Annotated in this window: 11 protein-coding genes and 1 pseudogene; 6 read left to right on the forward strand and 6 right to left on the reverse strand. The window is 58.2% G+C overall.

All coding sequences use genetic code 11. The features are described 5' to 3' along the window. Positions 1 to 3: 3 nt before the first annotated feature. The 6 genes from iolD to A6R74_RS15850 all read right to left on the reverse strand — a co-directional run bounded on the left by iolD (position 4) and on the right by A6R74_RS15850 (position 7,738). A complete protein-coding gene (iolD, locus tag A6R74_RS15825) occupies positions 4 to 1,866 on the reverse strand; it encodes a 3D-(3,5/4)-trihydroxycyclohexane-1,2-dione acylhydrolase (decyclizing) (RefSeq protein ID WP_064235439.1) in 1,863 nt (620 codons plus the stop codon). 1 nt (position 1,867) lies between these two features. Continuing rightward, positions 1,868 to 3,826 (reverse strand): bifunctional 5-dehydro-2-deoxygluconokinase/5-dehydro-2-deoxyphosphogluconate aldolase, encoded by a 1,959-nt coding sequence (locus tag A6R74_RS15830; protein WP_064235440.1) that lies wholly within the window; start codon positions 3,824 to 3,826, stop codon positions 1,868 to 1,870. Positions 3,827 to 3,906: 80 nt separating this feature from the next. Beyond that, the gene (locus A6R74_RS15835; RefSeq protein ID WP_064235441.1) at positions 3,907 to 4,704 is read right to left on the reverse strand and encodes a TIM barrel protein; all 798 of its coding nucleotides are present in this window, start codon (positions 4,702 to 4,704) and stop codon (positions 3,907 to 3,909) included. Positions 4,705 to 4,713: 9 nt separating this feature from the next. Next, complete coding sequence (locus A6R74_RS15840; RefSeq protein WP_064235442.1) at positions 4,714 to 5,601, reverse strand: ATP-binding cassette domain-containing protein; 888 nt, start codon at positions 5,599 to 5,601, stop codon at positions 4,714 to 4,716. Position 5,602: 1 nt separating this feature from the next. Further along, on the reverse strand, positions 5,603 to 6,733 hold the full coding sequence (locus A6R74_RS15845; RefSeq protein WP_064235443.1) for an ABC transporter permease: 1,131 nt from the start codon (positions 6,731 to 6,733) through the stop codon (positions 5,603 to 5,605). Between the two features lie 54 nt (positions 6,734 to 6,787). Next, positions 6,788 to 7,738, reverse strand: coding sequence for a sugar ABC transporter substrate-binding protein (locus A6R74_RS15850; RefSeq protein WP_064235444.1), 951 nt, complete (start codon positions 7,736 to 7,738; stop codon positions 6,788 to 6,790). A gap of 246 nt (positions 7,739 to 7,984) precedes the next feature. Between A6R74_RS15850 and A6R74_RS15855 the strand changes: the two genes are divergently transcribed. The 6 genes and pseudogenes from A6R74_RS15855 (at position 7,985) to A6R74_RS23150 (ending at position 17,710) form a co-directional block, all read left to right on the forward strand. After that, the gene (locus A6R74_RS15855; protein WP_064235445.1) at positions 7,985 to 8,866 is read left to right on the forward strand and encodes a MurR/RpiR family transcriptional regulator; all 882 of its coding nucleotides are present in this window, start codon (positions 7,985 to 7,987) and stop codon (positions 8,864 to 8,866) included. A gap of 42 nt (positions 8,867 to 8,908) precedes the next feature. Further along, positions 8,909 to 9,901, forward strand: coding sequence for an inositol 2-dehydrogenase (iolG, locus tag A6R74_RS15860; RefSeq protein WP_064235446.1), 993 nt, complete (start codon positions 8,909 to 8,911; stop codon positions 9,899 to 9,901). Positions 9,902 to 9,927: 26 nt separating this feature from the next. Continuing rightward, positions 9,928 to 10,731, forward strand: coding sequence for a 5-deoxy-glucuronate isomerase (gene iolB, locus A6R74_RS15865; protein ID WP_064235447.1), 804 nt, complete (start codon positions 9,928 to 9,930; stop codon positions 10,729 to 10,731). 113 nt (positions 10,732 to 10,844) lie between these two features. Further along, the gene (locus A6R74_RS15870; RefSeq protein ID WP_064235448.1) at positions 10,845 to 11,588 is read left to right on the forward strand and encodes a sulfite exporter TauE/SafE family protein; all 744 of its coding nucleotides are present in this window, start codon (positions 10,845 to 10,847) and stop codon (positions 11,586 to 11,588) included. Positions 11,589 to 11,794: 206 nt separating this feature from the next. Then, positions 11,795 to 13,795, forward strand: a pseudogene (gene tssI / locus A6R74_RS23145) (type VI secretion system tip protein TssI/VgrG); the annotation flags it as partial. 123 nt (positions 13,796 to 13,918) lie between these two features. Beyond that, positions 13,919 to 17,710: an RHS repeat-associated core domain-containing protein gene (locus tag A6R74_RS23150; RefSeq protein WP_240488262.1), complete on the forward strand. Its 3,792-nt coding sequence runs from the start codon at positions 13,919 to 13,921 to the stop codon at positions 17,708 to 17,710. The last annotated feature ends 201 nt before the right edge of the window (positions 17,711 to 17,911 follow it).

Raw genomic sequence — 17,911 nt, forward strand, 5'->3', positions numbered from 1 at the left:
GTATTAATGGCGTTGGCGCTGCTTGGCTTCGCGGTACCCTTGATAGGCTTTATTGACCGCTTCACGCTCGGAAACCTCGGGCACGGCCACTTCCCACCAGGCACCGCCTTCTTGGGTGCTGGGTAACGGGTCGGTATCCAGAGCAATCACGTAGGTAGTGTGGGCGGCGCGAGCGCGCACCAGCGCCTGCTCCAGCTCCGCAATACCGGTTACCGATTCAGCCTCACAGCCCAGAGATTTGGCGTGGGCGGCAAAATCGGTTTTCGGCGCACCCGCCTCCACCGTGCGGCAATCCTGCAGCAGGTTGTTGAAACCCGCGCCGCCGGTGGCGTGCTGCAGGCGGTTGATACAGCCATAGCCGCGGTTGTCCAGCACCACCACAATCAGCTTGTGGCCCAGCATCACCGAGGTGGCCAGCTCGGAGTTGTGCATCAGGTAGCTGCCATCACCGACCATCACCACCACTTCCCGCTCGGGCTTGGCCATCTTGACGCCTAGACCACCGGCAATCTCATAGCCCATGCAGGAGAAACCGTACTCCACGTGGTAACTGCCAGGGCCCGAGCACTGCCAGAGCTTATGCAGCTCGCCGGGCAAGCCACCGGCGGCGCATACCACGGTGGTATCGTTGCCTGCTTGGCGATTCACCGCACCGATCACCTGGGCATCGGTGGGTAGCGCCAGCCCTTGGTCGGCGGTTACACGGTGTACTATTTCGGCCCATTCGCGCTTGAGCGTTACGGTTTGTTCGCGCCATTCATCGCTGCCGCGCCACTCGCCCAGCGCTGAATCGAGCTGCCCCAGCCCGATCATGGCATCGCAGGTCAGCGGCAGCGCCTGGTGCTTAACGCTATCAAAGCGGCCAACGTTGAGGGCAATCAGCGTTTTATCGCTGCTTTCAAACAGCGCCCGGGAGCCGGTGGTAAAGTCCTGCAGACGAGTGCCCACTGCCAGAATGACATCTGCCTGCTCTGCCAAATGATTTGCGGCTGCGCTGCCGGTCACCCCAATCGCGCCCACCGCGCAGGGGTGGCTGTCGGCCAGTGCGCCTTTGCCAGCCTGGGTTTCGGCTACCGGGATGCCGCGCGCTTTGGCAAACGCTGCCAAGGCGTCGCAGGCAGCAGCGTAATGCACGCCGCCACCGGCAATAATTAGCGGGCGTTTGGCCTGTTGTAGCGCAGCGATTGCTTGGCGTAGCTCGTAAGCATCCGGCGGCGGGCGGCGAATGCGATGTACTTTGGGGGCAAAAAACGCTTCTGGATAATCGTAGGCAAAGGTCTGCACATCCTGGGGCAGCGCCAGGGTCGCCGGGCCGCAGTGCTCAGGATCAAGCAGGGTGGCTATCGCCTGGGGCAAGCTGGTCAGCAGTTGCTCCGGGCGGTTAATACGGTCGAAGTATCGCGATACTGGGCGAAAGCAGTCGTTAACGCTAATGGTCGGGTCGCCGAAATGCTCTACCTGTTGCAGCACCGGGTCGGGGTCGCGGGTGGCAAAAGTGTCTCCCGGCAGCAGCAAGATCGGCAAACGGTTGGCGTGAGCGAGCGCCGCAGCGGTAACCATATTGGTCGCCCCTGGGCCGATGGAACTGGTGGCGGCTATTAAGCGCTGACGGCCGCTGGCTTTGGCAAAAGCAATGGCCGCGTGGGCCATGGTTTGTTCGTTATGGGCACGAAAGGTCTGCAAGCGGTCTTGCACGTGGTAAAGCGCCTCGCCCAACCCGGCCACATTGCCATGACCAAAAATCGCAAACACGCCTTCAAACAGTGGCACTTCTTGCCCATCCTGTTCCTGACCATCTAGCTCGATACGCTGGGCGGCAAGGTACTTGACCAATGCCTGGGCCATGGTGAGTCGAATAGTGCTCATCTTACGCCTCCTCCGTGTGGGCCAGCGCTTGCGGCTGCGCCTGCCTTAATTGCCGCCACGCCTTTATCAGTTCGGCATAGTTTTGGGCGACCCGCTCTACCAAGCTGGCATCGTCGATACGCCCCGCCAGCCAGTCGCGACTGGCGCTGGCAAATAGCGTGCGCCCAACGGTGAAGCCTTTGCAGCAGGCATGATTGGCTGCTGCTTGAAAGCCGCGCTTCATATCGTCCATAGGGGCGTCGAGCCCAAGCAGTACGACACCGCGACAGTAGGCATCTTCCCGCTCAATGGTCTCGCCCACCGCCTGCCAGGCGGCGTCTGACATAGCAGGCAGTTTCCACCAGTCGGGGCGAATGCCCAGGTTGTAAAGCCGCTGCAGGCTTCGCGGTAACGTCTTATCATCGTTAGGCATGTTTGCAGGGGGAATGATTTCAATCAGCAACTCCAGCCCATACGCACAGGCCGCTTGGTAGAGCTGGCGCAGGCGCTCCTCCTGCTCCAGGCGCAGCGCAAGCTCATCGTCGGGGTGGTAGAACACCAGGCATTTGATGATTTGCTCCCGCGGCCATTGGCGCAGACAGGCACCTAAATCATCGCCATGCTGGAAGCGCAACGGACGTGACCCTGGCAATTCCACAGGACGGCCAATCCACCAGCCTTTGCCGCTGGCGTGATTGAGCGCGTCCTGACCCAGCACGTCATCTACCAGAATTGCGGGCGTGGGAATACCACCCAGCTTTGCGCCCTCTTCGGCGGCGGTGACCAGGAGTTTTTTGAGTGCCGGTAGCCGCGCGCTGTCGGCATACTCTTCACGGGCCATATCGGTGAGCTGGCGGCGGTGGTCAAATGCCAGCCCGAGTACTTCAGGCCACTGAGCAGGCACTCGGGTAGTGACCCGGTGCAAATGATTCAGGCGTTGATCGATATCCGGGCGGGGTACTTTGTCGCGGCGCGCCAGATAATCAAATAACTCGTCTTCAGTGGGCATGGCGGGGGCACAGCCGTGACGGGAGACCACCAACGCCCCACAGGCGTTGGCATAGGCGGCGCTGGTTTGCCAGGGCTCGCCGCGTAACCACCCCCGTAGCAGCCCGCTCATAAAGGCATCCCCGGCGCCCAGTACATTAAGCACTTCGACCTGCACGCCCTTGACCAAAATACCGTCTTCGATATGCTCTGGAATAGCACCTTCAAACACTACACAGCCCATGGGCCCCAGTTTGCAAACCAGGGTAGCCTGGCTAACCTCACGCACTGCGCGCAGCGCCGCCAAGGTGTCCGTGCTGCCACCGGCAATATGGAACTCCTCTTCGGTGCCTACAATCAGGTCAAAATCCAGCAGCCAGCGCTGTAGGTCGGTGGTCACTTTATCATCGGCGATAAAGCGGGTTTCGCCATCGCCGGGGTTGGTCAGTCCCCACAGCACGGGGCGGTAGTCGATATCCAGCACCCGCTTCACACCATAATGGGCAGCGGCGTCCAGCGCTTTGCGACACGCCCGCCGGGTGGTATCGGTAGAAAGGTGCGTGCCAGTAATCGCCAGGGCTTTTGCCCGGGCAATAAATTCAGGGTCGATGGCGTCAGCGTCGATGGCCATATCGGCGCAGTCACGACGGTAAAACAGCAGTGGAAAGCTTTCGCGGTCTTTCAACGCCAACAGCACCAGGCCCGTGTGGCGCTCGGGGTCGGTTTGTAGCGCGCTGGTATCCACTCCAACCCGCTCCAGCTCTTCGCGCACGAAGTTACCCATCTGCTCATCGCCGACCCGCGAGAGCATGGCGGATTTCAGCCCTAACCGCGCAGTACCGTAGGCCATATTGCCCGAGCTGCCGCCCAGGTACTTGGCAAAGCTCGCTACGTCTTCTAAACGGCTGCCAATCTGTTCGGCGTAAAGGTCGACCGCCACGCGTCCAAGACAAATCAGGTCAAGCGGTCGGTGTTGACTGTTGTTATTCAGCATAAACGTCTCCCCACGTCACAAATTCGTGGTATCGGGCAAAAGATGACACTGGGCATATAAGCGTCTTGGGTGGCTATCGATTAAAATGAGAAGGCAGCACGGAACCGGTCAAGAGCGAGGTCATCGTCGCCAGAGGCCCAGCCTTCCAGCCCTACGGTGCCGCGATAACCCATGTCGTTCAGCGTTTTGGCAATGGCCGGGTAGTTAATCTCGCCTGTTCCTGGCTCGCAGCGCCCAGGCACATCAGCCACCTGCACTTCTCCGATGTAAGGCCCACAGCGGCGAATCAATTCAATCAGATTACCTTCGCCAATTTGGGCGTGATAAACGTCCAACATGATGCGCAGGCCCGGTCGATCAACGCTTTCTACAAGCGCCAACACATCTGCCAAGCGAGCAAACGGCACGCCGGGGTGGTCAACCTCGTTATTAAGATTTTCAAGCACAAAGGTGACGCCATGCTGCTCGCCGAGATCCGCCAGCCGGTTGAGTGTGTCGCGGGCTTTGAGCCACATAGCACCGGTCATCTGCTGGCAAGGTTGAACGGGCAGCCCATCGCCATCTAGCCCGGTGCCGTGCAGGTTAAGGCGCGGAATACCAAGACGCTTTGCTACCTCAACCGACTCAGTAGCGGTGCGAAGCAGTTCATCGGCTCCGGCGGCATCCGCCAGGTTGCCGGCGACATAGCCGGTCATGGAGGAAAATGTCGCCCCGCTATTGGCCAGTGCGCCAATGTCGTGCTTAGTCCAGTCCCATATTTCGACTTGAAAACCCAGTTCAGCAATACGCTTAACGCGCTCCAGTACGGGCAAATCGCGGAAGATCATTTCAGCACACACGGCCAGTGTGAACGGAGAGGATGAGGTTGGGTTATTCATCATGACTCCTTAATAACCGCCAGCAATACGCGTTGAAGGTTGCCCGGTGTCTGTTTCGTCCCCAAGCTGAGAATCTTGACCGGCTAAGTTGGCCTTCTTGGCTTTATCGTCCCGCTGGAACTCCGCTAGCTCCGCGTCCAGGCTTTCTAGCTCAGCGCCACCCGCCATCATATTGAGCACCTCTTCGCGGCTAACCTCTTCTTTACGGAAGGAACCCAAGCTGCCGCCGCGTGACAATAGGGTGAAAGCGTCAGCCACTGGGTAGGCATGGTGGACGTTGTGGGTAATAAAGATGACCGCAAGGCCATCGGCGCGGGCTTTGGCGATGTAGCGCAGTACCACGGAGGCTTGCTTGACCCCGAGAGCTGACGTTGGCTCATCCAAAATCAGTACTTTGGCGCCAAAATAGACAGCGCGAGCAATCGCTACGCACTGGCGTTCGCCACCGGAAAGCGTACCCACCGGCTGGCTTGGATCCCGCACATCGATACCGATCTTGGCCATCTCCTCTTTGGCAACCCGGTCGGCATACTTCCAATCGATGCGCTTAAACGGGCCCCAGCCCACCGTCGGTTCGCGACCCATAAAGAAGTTACGGGTAATAGACATCAATGGCACCATCGCCAAGTCCTGAAAAACCGTGGCGATACCCGCATCTAGCGCGTAAGCCGGTGACTTGAAGCGGGCGGGTTCGCCATCCAGCAGCATTTCGCCATGGGTGGGTTGATGAACCCCAGAGAGGGTTTTGATCAGCGTCGACTTGCCCGCACCATTATCCCCCAGCAGGCACATAACCTCACCGGAATAGACCTGCATCGAGATATCACTGATGGCGATGACGCTGCCGAAGTGCTTGCTGACACTGCGCATTTCGATCATTGGCGTTTGAGTTGTCATGTTACTTGGCCTCCATCGCCTTCTTGCGCATGTAATTATTGAAAAGCACGGCCACCAGCAGCATCACGCCCAGGAAGACCTGGAACCAGTCAGTGTTAACACCGGTGTAGAAGATACCCATTTGCACCATGCCGAAGATCAGCGCACCGAGGGCCGCACCAATGGCAGACCCGTAACCGCCGGTCAGCAAAGCGCCACCAATGACCACCGCAATAATGGCCTCCAGCTCTTTTAACAAGCCGCGAATGGTGTCCGCTGAACCGGTATCCATGACCTGTATGCAGGCAAAGATGGTGGCGGAGAAAGCGGTGAACATGAAAAGCGAAATCTTAACGCGGTGGACAGGCACGCCCGAGTTGCGTGCCGCGTTAGCATCGCCACCGCTGGCAAAGATCCAGTTGCCGTAAGGCGTGCATAGCAACACCCAGGTTGCCACAGCAGTTAAACCGAGCCACCAGACGATAGAGACCGGAATGCCCGAGACGACAGGATTGCCCGCAAAGTTAGTGGCCATCCAGCCATTTGCCGCCATCCAACTGAATAGTCCCGTAGCAACTTCTCCAGAAAAAAGCGCCGCGAACCAATCGCCGGGAATATGCTCTTGAACGCCCCCGACCTGAGTACGCCCCGTCAACAACCGACTAGTACCGATAGCCAGGCCACGCAGAATGAACAGGAAGCCCAGGGTAACGATAAATGAAGGCAACCCCGTTTTATTGACCAGATTACCGTTAATCCAGCCCACCAAGCCTGCACAGGCGAAGGCCAATAAAATAGCCGCCCATAGCGGCCAGCCATACTCCACTGCCGGAATAGCAATCAGAATGCCCGCCAAGCCGATCATTGAGCCGATCGAAAGATCAAACTCACCGCCGATCATTAGCAGCGCAGCCGCCGTGGCGATAATGCCGAGCTGGGCGGCAACTTCAAGAAAATTAATAATACCCGCGGGGGTAAACATCCCGGTGCCGCTGGACGCGGCGATAAAGAAGGCAAGCACCAACACGGCACCCGCTAGCGCACCCAATTCAGGGCGATTGAGCGCTTTTTTCCAAAATGAGACTTTCTGAATCCGCTCATCTTGATCAACCGCTGCTGGCGCAACAGGTTGGTTAGTTTCATTGGAACTCATGGCGATCGACTCCCAAGGCTCGGCACCGCCGAGCCTTTTCCGATTAGGTCGTTATCAACGGATGCCCTGACTGCTCAGTTCAATAACCTGCGCAGCATTTTCTTGAGTGACAAACCCTGGGCCGGTGGCAACATCCCCTGCGGGTAGCAGACCGTTCTTGACGAACTGGTCTAGGAACATAACGGGCAGGTAGCCCTGCATGTACTGCTGTTGGTCGATCGCAAAATCCAGGTCGCCCGCATCAAGTGCTTCTAGAATGCCTGGCGAAAGATCAAAGGTGCCCAGAGTGAAGGTATCGGTAGCCCCTTGCTCACGCATAGCACGAATCATTGGATCCGCCGCCAGCGCCCCCAGCGTTAAAACACCTCGAACGTCGTTATTCTGGTTGAGATAAGCCACGATAGCGTTGCGAATATTGGTGGGGTCGTAGGTGGTCGCCAACTGATCAGCGTTGCCATCAAAGCCGTCGACAAAACCATCACAGCGCTGATCAAGCCCCTGGTTACCCTGTTCGTGATTTACACAAACGCCTTTCTCAACGCCCAGTTCTTGCATACGCTCAGCGGCCTGTTTACCCGCCTCATACTCACTCTGCCCAATGTGCAAACGGGCGCCATAATCCCGCGCCACATCACCACCGGAATTGATCGTGATCACGGGAATGCCGTTATCGACCGCATCTTGCACAACACTGCCCAAGGCATTTTCGTCAGTGAACGACAGGATCAAACCGTCTGGTTGAGACGCCACCGCCGCCTGAACGAGTTGCTGCATTTTGGCCATATCAAAGGTGGAAGGTGCGCGGTATTCAAGCTCAGCGCCTACGAGGTCAGCCGCCGCCTCAGCGCCGTTTTTGACCACAGACCAGAAAGGATCTGAGGGAACGCCATGGGTCACCATGACAAAGCGGTTCTCTTCTTGTGCCGGTTCTTGTGCTTGTGCGGCACCGGCCATGAGCGCCGTAGTGGCGGCGGAGGCCAGAAGCCAATGAGATAGACGTGCCATAAGTAAATTCCTCTTCGTATTATCATTATTCGTTGGTAGTGCAGCATCGAATGCTTTTCTTTGACGCTATGAAATATAGATTCCAAATGGCAACATAATCAAATTATTTATTCTATACTTTGGTATAAATGGAATATTTATTTCAATAAACTAGACTGCACAACAACCAGCCACTTTGCTCAGTAGCAAACGCCCAGTAGTCAATAAGTGAATGAGTGCTAGATGGGCTAACGCGAAGGAATTTGTATGTCACAACCCCCACAAAGCTACCGTGAGTTGGAAACGCTGATCAGCGCCGAGTACGCCACGCTAAGTAAACGCTTGCAGCAAACCGCGCGTTTTATGCTTGACCATCCTCAGGAAGTCGCTTTGGCCACCGTGGCCAAAATTGCCGAGCAGGCGGATGTCACCCCCTCCACCTTGATTCGCTTGGCCAATAGCTTGGGCTTTAAGGGTTTTTCCGAAATGCAGCAGCTGTTTCGCAGCCGCCTGGTCGACGAACTACCTAATTACACCGAGCGTATTCGTGCGGTTCGCAGCGCTACTGGGGAAACCCCGGATAGCACCCAGCTGTTGTGGGAATTCGCCGATGCCAATCGCGCTGTTTTGGAGCAGCTTCCCAGCCGTATCGATCCAGAGAGTCTAGAGAAGGCGCTGGATATTTTTGAGCAGGCCCACGCCATACATGTGATGGGCGCCCGGCGTAGCTTTATGGTGGCCAGCTATATGACCTACGCCCTAGCGCATGTGGACAAGCCCGCTTTATTGGTCAGCGGATTGGGAGGGATGTACGGCGAGCAACTGCGTGCCATGAGCCAGCACGACGCCCTTTTAACCATCAGTTTTTCCCCCTATGCAGAAGAGAGCCAAAAAGCCTGCGAAGACGCCCATCAGCGCGGTCTACCTATCGTGGTGATTACCGACTCGACCCTCAGCCCACTTGCCCGCTTCGCCGATGTGGTGTTTGTGGTCAACGAAGCCGAGGTGAAAAGTTTCCGCAGCTTGACCGCATCGCTCTGCCTGACCCAAGCCCTGGCGATTGCCCTGGGCGTGCGGCAAGACAAGTCCCGTGACAAAGCGCTGGAAAAAGCTCAGACAAAAGCCCCAAGCAAAAAACGTAAGACATAAACGCCCATGCAAGCTAACACCAACAACAAGACAGGAGAGCTTATGAAACTCGCACTTATCGGCGCTGGACGTATCGGCAAAGTGCATGCCCAGGCCATTCATTCACACCCAAACGTTACGCTGGCCGCCGTGGCCGATTTTCATCAGCCTGCTGCAGAAGCCCTGGCCGAGCAGTACGCAAGCCGCGCGGTCAGTGTCGATGATATTTTCGCCGACGACACCATTGATGCAGTGCTGATTGCCTCCAGCACGCCCACCCACGCGGAGTATCTCGAACGCGCCGCTCGCGCAGGCAAAGCGATTCTATGCGAAAAGCCCATCGCCCTGGACTTAGCGCGCACACGCGATGCGCTGCAGGTGCTCAGCGACAATCCGGTGACCTGCGCGTTAGGTTTTAACCGTCGCCACGATCCTCAATTTGCTGCACTTAAAAAGGCCATTATCGAAGGACGTATTGGCGCCTTGGAAACGCTGACTATCATCAGCCGCGACCCCTCGCCCCCGCCTGCCGAGTATGTGGCTAAGTCCGGCGGCCTGTTCAGGGACATGATGATTCATGATTTCGACATGGCGCGCTGGCTACTCGATGAACCGATCGAAAGTGTCTTTGCCGTTGGCAGTAGCATTATCGACCCAGCCATTGGTGAAGCGGGTGATGTGGATACCGCCATGGTCATCCTCACCACCGCCAGTGGAAAGCTTTGCCAAATCAGCAACTCACGCCGTGCCTGCTATGGCTACGATCAGCGTATCGAAGCGTTTGGCAGCCAAGGCATGCTACAAGCACAAAACGAGTCTGATACTCGGCTACGCTTTACCGGCGAGGCAGGACAGGTGGAAGAGAAACCTAAGTGGTTCTTTTTAGAGCGTTATGCTGAGGCTTATCGATTAGAGATTGGAGACTTTGTCGATGCTTGGCGCGAAAAGCGTGCCCCTCTAGCGGGTGCCCAGGATGGTTTGGAAGCCTTGCGCTTAGCCGACGCAGCGGAGCGTTCGCTGCACGAAGGCCGCAAAATCCTACTTCAGGCTGATTAAGACCTTGATAAATAAAGGAGCAATGTATGGCTTCACTACTGGTTCACCCCACCGCACCAGACGCTCAAGGCACCGTGATTGACGTTACCCCAGCATCCGCTGGCTGGCAGCATGTCGGCTTTCGGGTGCACAAACTCGCCAAAGGCCAGCGTCTGGAGGCCAGCAGCGATGATCAGGAAGTCTGCCTGGTGCTGCTCACTGGTCGCGCCAATGTGGTCTGCGGTGAACACCGCTTTGATGATATCGGCCAGCGTATGGATATCTTTGAACAGATTCCCCCCTACGCGGTTTATCTACCCAATGGGGTTAGCTACACGGTGGAAGCAACCACCGATCTTGAACTGGCCGTGTGTGCGGCCCCAGGGCACGGCAATCATGCGCCACGCTTGATAGCGCCTGACAACATCAAGCAGAGCACCCGCGGCCAGGGCACCAATACCCGCCATGTGCACGACATTTTGCCGGAAACCGAGGCTGCCGATAGCCTGCTGGTGGTCGAAGTATTTACCCCAGCAGGCAACTGGTCGAGCTACCCGCCTCATAAACACGATGTGGATAACTTACCCCACGAATCGCAGCTGGAAGAGACCTACTACCACCGCATTAATCCCGCCCAGGGCTTTGCCTTTCAGCGTGTCTACACCGACGACCGTAGCCTTGATGAAACCATGGCGGTGGAAAATGGCTGCTGCGTACTGGTGCCCAAGGGCTATCACCCCGTTGGCGCCGCCCACGGCTACTCGCTTTATTACTTAAACGTGATGGCCGGCCCCAAACGGGCGTGGCAATTCCATAACGACCCCGACCACGAGTGGCTAATGAACGTTTGATAGGTCGACGATTCGCTCGCTAACGTTTATCTAATGCTATGCTATCTTGCCCCGCCTCTGCGGGGCTTTTTATTGACCACTGATATCTGAGAACTGATAACCAAGAGAGGCGTATGCTCCCCGACTACTCCGTGATTGCCTGGCTGCTGATCGTATTTTCCGTTTACCTGACCGGCGTTTCCAAAGGCGGTTTTGCGGGTGGGTTCGGCACGCTTTCGGTACCGCTAATGGCGCTGGCGATTAGTCCCACTCAGGCAGCCGGTCTGTTGCTGCCGCTGCTGCTGGTGATGGACGTGTTTGCGGTGAAGGCATGGTGGGGCAAGCAATCAAACGCCGAGGTCTGGCGCTTTGTGCCGGGCTTATTCATTGGCGTGGCAGTGGGCACGCTGCTGTTTGGCAGCCTGAGCGAGCAAGGATTGCGCCTGACACTTGGCGTCATCACTTTGCTGTTCGCCGCTTACATGCTACTCAAGCCCGTCGCCAAAAAGCCCATTTCTTCCCGTTGGGCCCTACCTGCAGCAAGCGTCTGCGGCTTTACCAGCTTTATGGCCCATGCGGGCGCGCCGCCGCTGAACGTTTACTTGCTGCCGCGCAAACTCTCTAAAGAGACCTTTATCGCCACCTGCGCGGTATCCTTTGCGGTGGTCAACGTGATTAAACTGGCCCCTTATATGTGGCTTGGCGAGATCAACGTCACCAGCGCCTGGGCGTCGCTGCTGCTGGTGCCCATCGCCTGGATCGGCGTGCGCAACGGCCTCTGGCTGCAAAGCCGTGTAAACGAAGCGCTGTTTTATCGCTTGGTGATTCTAGCCATGTTTTTGGTCGGCTTTAATCTGATTTGGCAGGCATTAAAATAGCGTGTACTTAGATACTGAGTTGCTCTCTACTTCATAAATCACAGCTTACATTTTTATGCTGTAAGTCATGGATTAAAATTTTGTAAGCGATCTCTTACAAGCGTGTAAGAGATCGCTGTGACTTGCCCGCCAGGGGTTGCGATATCCCCCGGTAGCGCTACCCTAACTCGTTCTCATTAGCAGATAACGATCCAAGGAGCGGCGTGATGGCGGATAAAACGGGCCTGCAGTTTACCCTGACCCTACCCGGGGCCGTTGACACGGCCGTGGTGCGTTTTACCCATCGCGAGGCCCTGTCAGAGCCCTTTACCCTCTCCGTGGACTTTGCCAGCCGCACCCACACCCTGTCGCCCAGTGACTGTTTGGATCAAGAAGCCACCCTGTCCATTTGGCAGGACGGCGAGCCGCTGCGCCGTGTGCATGGGGTGGTCGCTGAGCTGCACCGCGGCGATCGCGGTCATCGGCGCAGCTTCTATCGGGTGGAAATTCGCCCTGCGCTGTGGCGGTTATCGCTGCGCCACAACGCGCGGATCTTTCAGGACACCTCGCCCTACGATGCGATCACAACATTAGCCAGCGAACGCAGCCTCACCGACATCGGTTTTGCCACCACCCGCACGCCCTTGGATCGGGAGTATTTGGTGCAGTACCGGGAGACCGACCTGGCCTTTATCGAACGCGTGGCCGCCGAAGAGGGCTGTTTCTATTTCCATGAGTTTGAAAATGCCGAAGGCGGTAAGCACTCGCTGGTGTTCGCCGACTCGACAGTGGTGTTGCCCAGCGTGGGCGAGCGCACCTACCACGGCCGCGCCGGGGGCACCCCGCCCCGACGCCATGTGCGCAAATTGCGTCAGGCCAGCCGGGTACGCCCCGCCTCGGCAATGCTCAAAGACTACACCTTTAAGAACCCCGCCTATGCGCAGATCCACGAGCATCAAGCATCGGGGCTGGGGGAGCATGCCCAACGGGAAGATTACGAACACTTCGATTACCCCGGCCGCTATAAGAAGGACGCGTCCGGTAAACCCTTTACCCGCCACCGGTTAGAGTCCCTGCGCGCCGACGCGACCACCGCCGAAGCCGAGAGTGATTTGCCCGAACTCGCCCCCGGCCTCTGCTTTACCCTCACCGACCACGATATCGATAGCCTTAACCAAGCGTGGCAGGTGGTGGCTGTGGTGCACCACGGCGAACAGCCCCAGGCGTTGGAAGAGGATGGGATGGCCCGGGGTGGCAATGGAGCTCTGAGTCGTGGGGCACTGTCGGATGCGTCAGGCGAACAGATGACCCGCTACCATAACGAGCTGGTGATCATGCCCAAGGCTCAAACCTTCCGCCCGGTGCCCAACCCTAAACCGCGCGTCGACGGCCCCCAGGTGGCCTTTGTGGTCGGGCCGGAAGGCGAAGAGATCTACTGCGACGAGTATGGCCGGGTCAAGGTGCAGTTTCCCTGGGATCGTTATGCCGATCCTGATGAGACCGCCAGCTGTTGGGTACGGGTGGCCCAAGGCTGGGCAGGCGGTGGCTACGGCAGCATGGCGATCCCCCGGATCGGCCATGAGGTGATCATCTCCTATTTGGAGGGTGACCCGGATCAACCGCTGATTACCGGGCGCACCTATCACGCGGTGAACACGCCACCTTATCCGCTGCCCGCCAACAAAACCCGTACGGTGATTCGTACCCAGAGCCATAAGTCCGTCGGCTTTAACGAGCTGCGCTTTGAGGATGCCACCGACCAGGAGCAGATCTGGCTGCATGCCCAGAAAGACCTGGAGCTACTCACCCTTAACGACCGCACCGAGGAGATCCGCCGGGACAGCCACCTTAAGCTGCATCGCAACCGCTTGAGCGAGATCCATAACGACGATCACCTTACCGTGCACGGCAAGCGCTACACCCAGATCAAGGGCGATGACCACCTTCAGATCGATCAAACTCGCCATGAAGTCTACGGCGAGTCCCAGTTGGTGGAGACCGGCCGCGAGCTGCACCACAAGGCAGGCAGCCAGATCGTCTTGGAAGCGGGCAGCGAGATCACCCTCAAAGCCGGCGGCAGCTTTATCAAGCTCGACCCCGGCGGTGTGACCATTGTCGGCCCCCAGGTCAAGATCAACTCCGGCGGCAGCCCTGGGCGTGGCCAGGGCCACGCCATTGTGCTGCCCCGCTTGCCCGGGGAAGCCGAGCCCGAGGAGAGCGAAGACGTTACCCTCGACCCGCACCAGACCCCGCTACTCAGTAGCGATATCACCGCCGCCACCCCGTTGGCGCTGGACGATATCGATATTACCGACGGCTTGGCCGACGACTGCAGCGCCTGCCAACCGGCGGTGGGTAGCCCGGTTAACCCGCTGTTGGGCGCTAAGTTGCTACCGGCGGAGACCGACTTTGCGCTCCCCGCGCCACGGCCGTTTGTGTTTAGCCGTGGCTACCTCTCCAGCAACGGCGAAGTGGGCGCCCTGGGTCAGGGCTGGTCACTCCCCGGCGAGTCCCTGGCCATTACCCTCAACGACGACGCCTGCATTGTTCACGATGCCCAGGGCCGTGAGATTACCTTTGGCGCACTGGCCCCCGGCCAGGCGCGCTTCTCGCCTACCGAGCAGCTGTGGATACGTCGAGGGGGTGCTTCAACCGATGAAGAGAGTAACGCGCCTCGCTGGCAAGCGTTAGACGAGACGCTGCGCAGTGATTCCGAGCGTATCGTGTTAAGCGATGCCAGTGGGCTTTACTATGTGTTTGCTAAGCCAACAGAGACGGTGGCCACCACGAGTGCAAGCTCAGGCGATAACTCAAGGGATAACGCTACTCGCTGGCCTTTGATCGAAGAGCGCGACCGCAATAGCTATACCACCCAGTACCGCTGGGATGGCGATCTGCTGATGCGGGTGATCGACAGCGCCCAGCGCCACTACCAGCTGGTCTACGATGGCCTGTTGCCCGCCATGCAGGGCGATAACGGGCAGCGTTTAACCGGCGTCAAGCTGGTGCAAGCCCACGACGGTGAGACGGCGGACGAGTGGTTGGTGCGCTATTCGTTTAGTTCCGCCGGGGATTTGATCGCGGTGCGCCACCGCCACGGCGAGGTGGTGCGTGAGTTTGAATGGCAGGCGCATATGCTCACCGCCCATCGTGTGCCCGGAGGCATGGAAGCGCACTACACCTGGGATCGCCATGCTCCGGATGGCCGCGTGGTGGGCCAGCAGGAAGCCGGTGGCCTGGCACGCTCTTATACCTATCATGTAGACCACACCCTGGTCACCGACAGCCTGGGCCGGGAGGATCGCTACCACTTTGTCGGCAGTGGCCCCGGTCGCCGCTGGACGGCCCACACCCGCGCCGACGGCTCGCGGATCGAGTTCCGCTACGACCGGGCCGGTCTTAAGGTAGCCACCGTGGATCCGCTGGGTCACGAGACATTAATCGAGCGCGATGACCACGGCCAAGTGATTGCGCAGACCGGCCCGGACGGCACTCGCTGGGCGATTGAGCGCGATGCTCTCGGGCAGCCGGTGAATATCGAAGGCCCCGAAAATCAGCGCTGGCAGATCACACGTAACGACCTCGGCCATCCGCTGGCGGTCACCGGGCCCGAAGGCACCACTGCTTTTGCCTATGACAATGCCGATCTGCCCGACCGCCCTACCACCGTCACCGATGCGGTGGGTGCTACCCACCAGCGGGAGTGGAACGCCCTGGGCCAGATCACCGCTCAGATCGACTGCTCCCAGCAGCGTACCGAGTACGCCTACGACCGCCACGGCTACCTGGCCAGCGTCACCAACGCCCTAGAGGAAACCACCCGCACCCAGCACGATGAGATGGGGCGGCGCATCGCCACCCAGCTTCCTGACGGGCTCTACTGGCACCACCATATGGACTCCCTAGGACGGCTGGTGGAGCTGGAAGGCCCGCAAGGGTTTCGGCAGCAGTTCTTCTTTGATGACCACGGCCGCCCGGTGCAGCGCATCGAAGCCGACGGTAGCCAGCAGTTTACCGCCTACGATGACATTGGCCGCTTGAGCGAGCTGACCCTGGGCAACGGTGCAGTCTACCGGTTTGCCTATGACGACATGGATCGCTTAGCCAGCGAGACCGGCCCCGACGGCCGCGAGCAGCAGTACCGCTACGATGACGCCGGACGACTGATCGAACGCATTGAGGCCAACCGCCCAGGCCCCGACGGCCAGCCGCTGGTGACCCGTTACGATTACGATGAAGCTGGTCGCCTCACCGCCCGGCACTTGCCCGCTACAGAGCACGCCCCGGTCAGCACGGAGCAGTACCAGTGGGGTGCCAATGGTCAGCTACTCAGCGTTACCAACGACCACGGCGAAGTCACGTTCCGCTACGACCATGCCCAGCGGTTAATTGGCGAGCAACAGCAACATGCGGGCCTAGCAGGTGAGAGTGGCTGGCAGTGGCAACATCAGCACAGCCTCACCGCCACCGGTGCGCCCCAGGCCAGTCAGTTCGGCGACCTCCCGGCGCTGAACTGGCACACCTACGGCAGCGGCCACCTGCACGGCATGAGTGCACCGGGCCTGGATCTTGAGATCGCCCTGGAACCCGATGCCCTGCACCGGGAGACCCAGCGCCGCCTTAGTACCAGTGCCAACGCGCACAACCAGCCACTGGTGCTGGAGCGCGGCTACACAGAACTGGGCCAGTTAGATCACCTGACCCTACGCAGCCCGGACACCACCAGCCAGCAAAGCTATCAGTACGACGCCCTGAGCCGGATGAGCTTCCGCAGCCTGGAAGGTGATCCCACTTCCAAAGTCATCGCCTACAGCTACGACGCCGCCGGGCGCTTGATCGGCAGCCAGCACGGCGATAATGCCCACCGCTACTCGGTGGATGCGGCGGGCAATCGGTTAGCGGCACCATCAACAGAGAACCCAACGCCGAACACCACCAACCAGCTGGCTCAACTCAACGGCACCCGCTATCGTTACGACGGCGCTGGCAACCTGATCGAACGCCAACAGCCCAACGGCGAACGCTTAACCCTAGGCTACGACGGCGCCAATCGCCTAGTACATCTCACTCACGCCAGTGAGCTGGGCTACACCCGCGACGCCACCTACCGCTACGATGGCCTGGGAAGACGCATCAGCAAAACCGTGCGCCACACCAACGGCACCACCGCCACCACCCACTACGGCTGGGACGGTGATCGCATCGTGCGGGAAGAAACGGATAGCCAGCGCACTACCGTGGTGTATGAGCCTGGGAGTTTTGTACCCATGCTGCGGATCGATGATACCCAGCAAGGCCAAGTGCTCAGCGCCTATATCACCGACGCCCTGGGCACGCCCATGCAGCTGGTCACCCCCAACGGCCAACCCCGCTGGCTCGCCGAACCCGACGACTGGGCAGCGGTTAAAAATCAACGCGCCGTGCGCAACGTCGCCCAACCGATCCGGTTCCAGGGCCAATGGCACGATGAAGAGAGCGGGCTTTACTACAACCGCCACCGCTATTATGACCCGCAGCAAGGGCGGTATATTAGTCAGGATCCGATTGGGTTGCGGGGTGGGACGAATTTGTATGGCTATGTGGCCAATCCGACGGGGATGGTGGACCCGTTGGGATTGAGTGGATATTTAGGCACTGATTTAAGCAGCTTTACTTCTGGCAGTGTTTGTGAAGAAGGGAGAGTGGGGAACGGCATCACTGGTTATGATGAACATGGTGTTCCTACTTTTGATGAGTCCCATCCGAGCTTTCATCATTACTATGGATCGAACTCTTGTACCAAAGGAGTGGCAGGCTGTTCGTATGAGAATGCAATGTCTGGCCTTTTAAGGTATCCAGCACCCGGTGGAACCGGCGAAGAACCTATAACAAATGGACAAACCAGCTTTGCTATGCCCGTTGGCAGTGTGCGCCATGCGGTTATTGATGGTGATTCTCAGGTAGTGAATATTACCCTTCCGTGCAGACATTCTCTCCATCCGGGAATAGTTCGAAGATGGGTAACGCAAGACGCAAACAGCGTTACAATTCACACTTACGGGGAAGGAACCGGCCCTTTTGCTCGAACAAACGAAGTGCTCTCCGATTCATTGTGGCGTGGTGTTGATGAAAATATTTTTGATTATATGAGCCAACAGCAATGATTAAGCTAATCCTAATAGCATTAACGGACATTATATTTTTCGCGGTCTTAATTTTAACAGCGGTCTTCTTGTTAAGCGATATGGCAGGATGGATTCATTTAAGCCGAGAAATAGGACAATTAGTTGTGCGCTTATTCATTGCAGGTGCTCCTTTATCTTTAGTTTTTTCCTTGATTGCATTTTTTAACTTTAAGAAAGCTC

Origin of the sequence: Halomonas sp. ALS9, assembly GCF_001651035.1 — a bacterium.
GTDB lineage: Bacteria > Pseudomonadota > Gammaproteobacteria > Pseudomonadales > Halomonadaceae > Vreelandella.